The organism is Streptomyces sp. NPDC001450 (genome assembly GCF_053597295.1).
Genome location: NZ_JBSFHY010000107.1, coordinates 1 through 5,240 on the forward strand (window position 1 = coordinate 1; position 5,240 = coordinate 5,240).

The 5,240-nt window shown below is 73.0% G+C and carries 1 protein-coding gene; it reads right to left on the reverse strand.

Annotated features, from left to right (window positions below; all coding sequences use genetic code 11):
* Positions 1-5,240, reverse strand: a 5,240-nt coding sequence (locus tag ACWC5O_RS44930) for a type I polyketide synthase (RefSeq protein WP_450781326.1), incomplete at both ends; no start/stop codon positions are given.

Sequence of the window (5,240 nt, forward strand, 5' to 3'; positions counted from 1 at the left end):
ATGGGTATCCGCGGCTCGGCATAGGAAAGACCCTCGGCCACAGCCCGGAAGTCCTCCAGCATCGGCTCCATCAACGGCGAGTGGAACGCATGGCTCACCCGCAGAGCCGTCACCTTGCGGTCCCGGGCACGGAAGCGCTCCGCGATCTCCTCGACCGCCTCGACCGCACCCGAAACCACCACCGCCCGCGGACCGTTGACCGCCGCGATACCCACCTCATCGTTGAGCAGCGGCAGCACCTCGTCCTCGGCGGCCTGGAGCGCGACCATCGCACCGCCCCCGGGCAGCGCCTGCATCAACCGGCCACGCGCCACCACCAGACGGCACGCGTCCGCCAGGGACCACACCCCCGCCACATGCGCCGCCGCGATCTCACCGATCGAATGACCCACGAGCACGTCCGGCCGCACACCCCACGACTCCAGCAACCGGAACAACGCCACTTCGAGGGCGAAGAGGGCGGGCTGGGCGTACTCGGTCCGGTTCAGACGCTCCGCGTCCTCACCGAAGACCACCTCCCGCAAGCTGAACGGGAGTTCCGCGTCCACCGCGTCGAAGGCCTCGGCGAACGCCGGACACGTCTCGTACAACTCACGGCCCATACCCAGCCTCTGCGACCCCTGACCCGCGAACAGGAACGCGAGCCGTCGGCCCGTGCGGACGGGGGTGCCGGTGAGGACGCCGGCGTCGTGCTCGCCGGCCGCCAGTGCGCGCAGGCCGCGCAGCAGTTCCTCACGGCCGGGGGCGAGAACCACCGCGCGGTGCTCCAGCCAGGGCCGGCGGACCGACGAGAGCCCCACGTCGCTCAGGCGCAGTTCGGGGTCGGCGTCCACGCGGGCCCACAGCCGTTCGGCCTGGCCGCGCAGGGCTCCCTCGGACGCGGCGGACAGCGCGATCGGTGTCACGGGCAACTCGTCTGCGGCCACGGCCGGTTCGCTGGTTCCGGCTTCGGCCTCGGTGACGGTTTCCGGGGCCTGTTCGATGATGACGTGGGCGTTGGTGCCGCTGATGCCGAAGGACGACACACCGGCGCGCCGGGGACGGTCCTGCGGCTGCGGCCACTCCACGTTGTCGGTCAGGAGGCTGATGTCGCCGGCCGCCCAGTCCACGTGGGGGGACGGCTCGTCGGCGTGGAGGGTGCGCGGCAGCACCCCGTGCCGCATCGCCATCACCATCTTGATCACACCACCCACACCCGCAGCCGCCTGCGTATGACCGACGTTCGACTTCAACGAACCCAGCCAGAGCGGCTCTTCGCGGTCCTGCCCGTAGGTGGCCAGCAGCGCCTGGGCCTCGATCGGGTCACCCAGCGGCGTCCCCGTGCCATGCGCTTCCACCGCGTCCACATCAGCGGGCCTCAGCCCCGCACCCGCCAGCGCCTGACGGATCACCCGCTCCTGCGACGGACCGTTCGGCGCCGTCAGCCCATTGCTGGCGCCGTCCTGGTTCACCGCCGAACCGGCCACCACCGCAAACACCCGGTGACCGTTGCGGCGCGCATCCGACAGCCGCTCCAGCACCAGCATGCCGATGCCCTCGGACCAGGCGGTGCCATCCGCTCCGGCGCCGAAGGACTTGCAGCGGCCGTCGAGCGCCAGGCCGCGCTGCTGGCTGAAGTCGACGAAGGTGTCCGGGGTGGACATCACCATGACACCGCCGGTCAGCGCCAGATCGCACTCACCCGCCCGCAGCGACTGGGCAGCCAGGTGAAGGGTGACCAATGACGACGAGCACGCTGTGTCGACCGTCATCGCCGGGCCCTCCAGACCGAACGTGTAGGCGATACGACCGGAGTGGACGCTGCTGGTGTTGCCGGTCAGCAGGTAGCCGTCAGAGTCGTGCTCGCCCTCGCGCAGGCAGGTGTTGTAGTCCTGTCCCATGACGCCGGCGAACACCCCGGTGCGGCTGCCGCGCAGCGCGGTCGGGTCGATGCCCGCGCGTTCGAAGACCTCCCAGGACACCTCCAGCAGCAGCCGCTGCTGCGGGTCCATCGCCAGCGCCTCGCGTGGCGAGATACCGAACAGCCCGGTGTCGAAGGACGCCGCGTCGTACAGGAAGCCGCCCCTGCGGACGTAGGTCCTGCCGAGCCTGCCGGGCTCGGGGTCGTACAGCGCCTCCAGGTCCCAGCCGCGGTCGGCGGGGAAGTCACCTATCGCGTCGCCGCCCTCGCTGACCAGCCGCCAGAGGTCCTCGGGCGACTCGACGCCACCGGGAAACCGGCACGCCATGCCCACGATGACCACCGGGTCGTCATCCATGGCCTTCCAGGCGGGCAGCGCCACGCCGTGCGGGTCGGTGGCCTCACCGGCGAGGGCGTTCAGCAGGTGCCGGGCGAGCGCGGCGGGTGACGGGTGATCGAATACCAGCGTCGCGGGTAGCCGCAGCCCGGTCGCCGCGTTGACACGGTTGCGCAGTTCCACCGAGGTCAGCGAGTCGAAGCCGAGCATCTTGAACGCCTGGCCCGGTTCCACGTCGGCGGCCGAGGCGTGGCCGAGCACCTGGGCCACCAGACCGGAGACCAGTTCCAGCAGGAAAGGTTCGCGTTCGGCGGTGGGCAGGGCCAGCAGCCGGGCCCGCAGCTCGCCGCCGCCGCCATGGCCGCCGGCGTGGGCGGGACGCCGGGCCGGGCCGCGCACCAGACCGCGCAACAGCGGTGGGAGCTCGGGGAGTTCGCGCAGCGCACCCAGGTCGAGGTTGACGGGAAGGAGGAAGGAGAGCTCGGTGTCGCGCAGTGCGGCGTCGAGGACCGTGAGGCCCTGGTCGACCGCGAGGGGCCGTACACCGCCGCGTGCCATGCGACGCAGGTCCGCTTCGGTGAGCTCGGCGGTCATACCCGCGCCGGGTGCCCACGGGCCCCAGGCCAGGGAGACCGCGGGCAGCCCGAGGTGGCGGCGGCACCGTGCGATGGCGTCCAAGTAGGCGTTGGCGGCGGCATAGTTGGCCTGCCCGGCGCCGCCGAAAGTGCCGGAGACCGAGGAGAACAGCACGAACGCGGCCAGGTCCAGGTCACGGGTGAGCGCGTCGAGGTGTTCGGTCGCGTCCGCCTTGGGGCGCAACACGGTGAGCAGCCGTTCCTCGGTCAGCGACGCCACCACACCGTCGTCGACCACACCCGCGGTGTGGATCACTCCGGTCAGCGGGCGGTCGGCCGGTATCGACGCCAGCAGGGTCTCCAGCGCCTGCCGGTCGGCCACGTCACAGGCCGCGACGGTGACGTCGGCGCCCAGGTCGGTGAGTTCGGCGGTGAGTTCCGCCGCGCCCGGGGCGTCCGGTCCGCGCCGGCCCGCCAGGAGCAGGTGGCGTACGCCGTGCTCGGTGACCAGGTGACGGGCGACGAGGGCGCCCAGGCCGCCGGTGCCTCCGGTGACGAGGACGGTGCCGTCCGCGAGGCGCACCGCGTCGGTCCCGCCGCCGGTTTCGGCGTCGGCGTCGGCGTCGACGTCGGCGGAGGACGAAGCAGCGGTGGGCAAGGGTGCGGGGACGAGTCTGGGGACGAGCACCGTGTTTCCACGGACGGCCAGTTCGGCCCCGTCCGCGGGGGCGTCCGGCCGAGCGAGCAGCGCGACCAGAGTGTCCCAGGCCTCCGGCGTGCCGTCCAGATCGGCCAGAGCGAGGCGGCCGGGGTTCTCGGTCCGGGCCGAACGCACCAGACCCCACAGGGCGGCCAGAGCCGGATCCGACTCCTCGTCCGCTTCCACCGCCACCGCGCCACGGGTCACGAAGACGAGCCGTGCGTCCGTGAGCTCCTCGGCCGCGAGCCAGTCCTGTACGAAGGCCAGCGCGGCGGCGGTGACGGCGTGCGCCGCGGCGGCGGAGCCGCCCAGCGGGGCGTCCACCGGACCGCTCCAGGGCAGCAGCACGGTCTCGGGGGCGGGATCGCCGTCGTGCACGGCCCGGGTCAGCTCGGACCAGGTACGGACGGGGACGGCAGCGCGTGCGGCGGACGGGCGGTCATCCGGCTGGTCGTCCGGGGTCGCGTAGTCCGTCAGCAGGACCGTACGGCTGTCAACGGGTGACGCCTCGTCGGCGGGAGCGGGAGCCGGGGCCGAGGACGGCAGTGGAGTCCAGTCGATCCGGTACGTCCCGGAGGGGGCGGCCGCGCCCGTGGCGGCCATCAGCTCGGACGGCACCTCGCGCAGCGCCAACGACTCGACGGAGGCGACCGCGCCACCGGCCGGGTCGGCCAGGTACAGAGACACCGCGTCGGATCCCGCCGGAGCCACCCGCACCCGCAGGGCACGTGCCCCGGACGCGTACAGCGACAGCCCGTTCCAGGAGAACGGCAGCCGTCCGGCGCCCGCTTCGCCGACGGGGCCGAAGAGGATCGCGTGCAGGGCCGAGTCGAGCAGCGCCGGATGCACTCCGAACCGGCCCGCGAGCCCCTCGTGCTCCTCCGGCAGGACCACTTCGGCGAACACCTCGTCGCCACGCCGCCACACTGTGCGCAGTCCCTGGAACAACGGGCCGTACGCCAGCCCCGCCCCGGCGAACCGGTCGTACATGTCGGTGACGGGGCAGGGCTCGGCGCCCTTCGGCGGCCACTCCGCGAGGTCGGACACTGTGTCGTCGTGTGCCTGCGCCGTCGTCGCCGGGGCCAGCAGACCGCCGGCGTGCAGCACCCACGGCGTGTCGTCCGAGGCGTCCTCCGGACGCGAGTGCACCTCCACGGTGCGACGTCCCGCGTCGTCGGCCACACCGACGGTGACCTGCAGACGCACCATGCCCTGTTCCGGCACCACCAGCGGCACCGCGATCGTCAGCTCCTCGATCCTGGCACAGTCCACCTGGTCGCCGGCGCGCAGCGCCAGCTCGGCGTAGCCCGTGCCCGGGAAGACCACCGCGCCCAGGACATTGTGGTCGCGCAGCCAAGGGTGCGATCGCAGCGAGAGGCGTCCGGTCAGCACCGTCCCACCGCCCGCGAGTTCGACCGCGGCGCCGAGCAGCGGATGCCCGGCCGCACCGAGCCCCGCAGCAGCCAGGTCGCCCGGCCTGTGCGACACCTGCGGCCAGAACCGCTTCCGTTGGAAGGCATACGTCGGCAGCTCGACGGTGCGCGCGCCGCCGTCGGGGAGGACGGCGCGCCAGTCCACGTCGGCGCCCTGGGTGAACAGTCCGGCGACGGCGGCGAGCAGTGCGGGTGTCTCAGGGCGGTCCTTGCGGAGCGCGGGTACGAGCAGTGCCGCCTCGGGGTCGTCGAGGGCGCTCTGGGCGAGGGCGGTGAGGGTGCCGTCGGGGCCGAG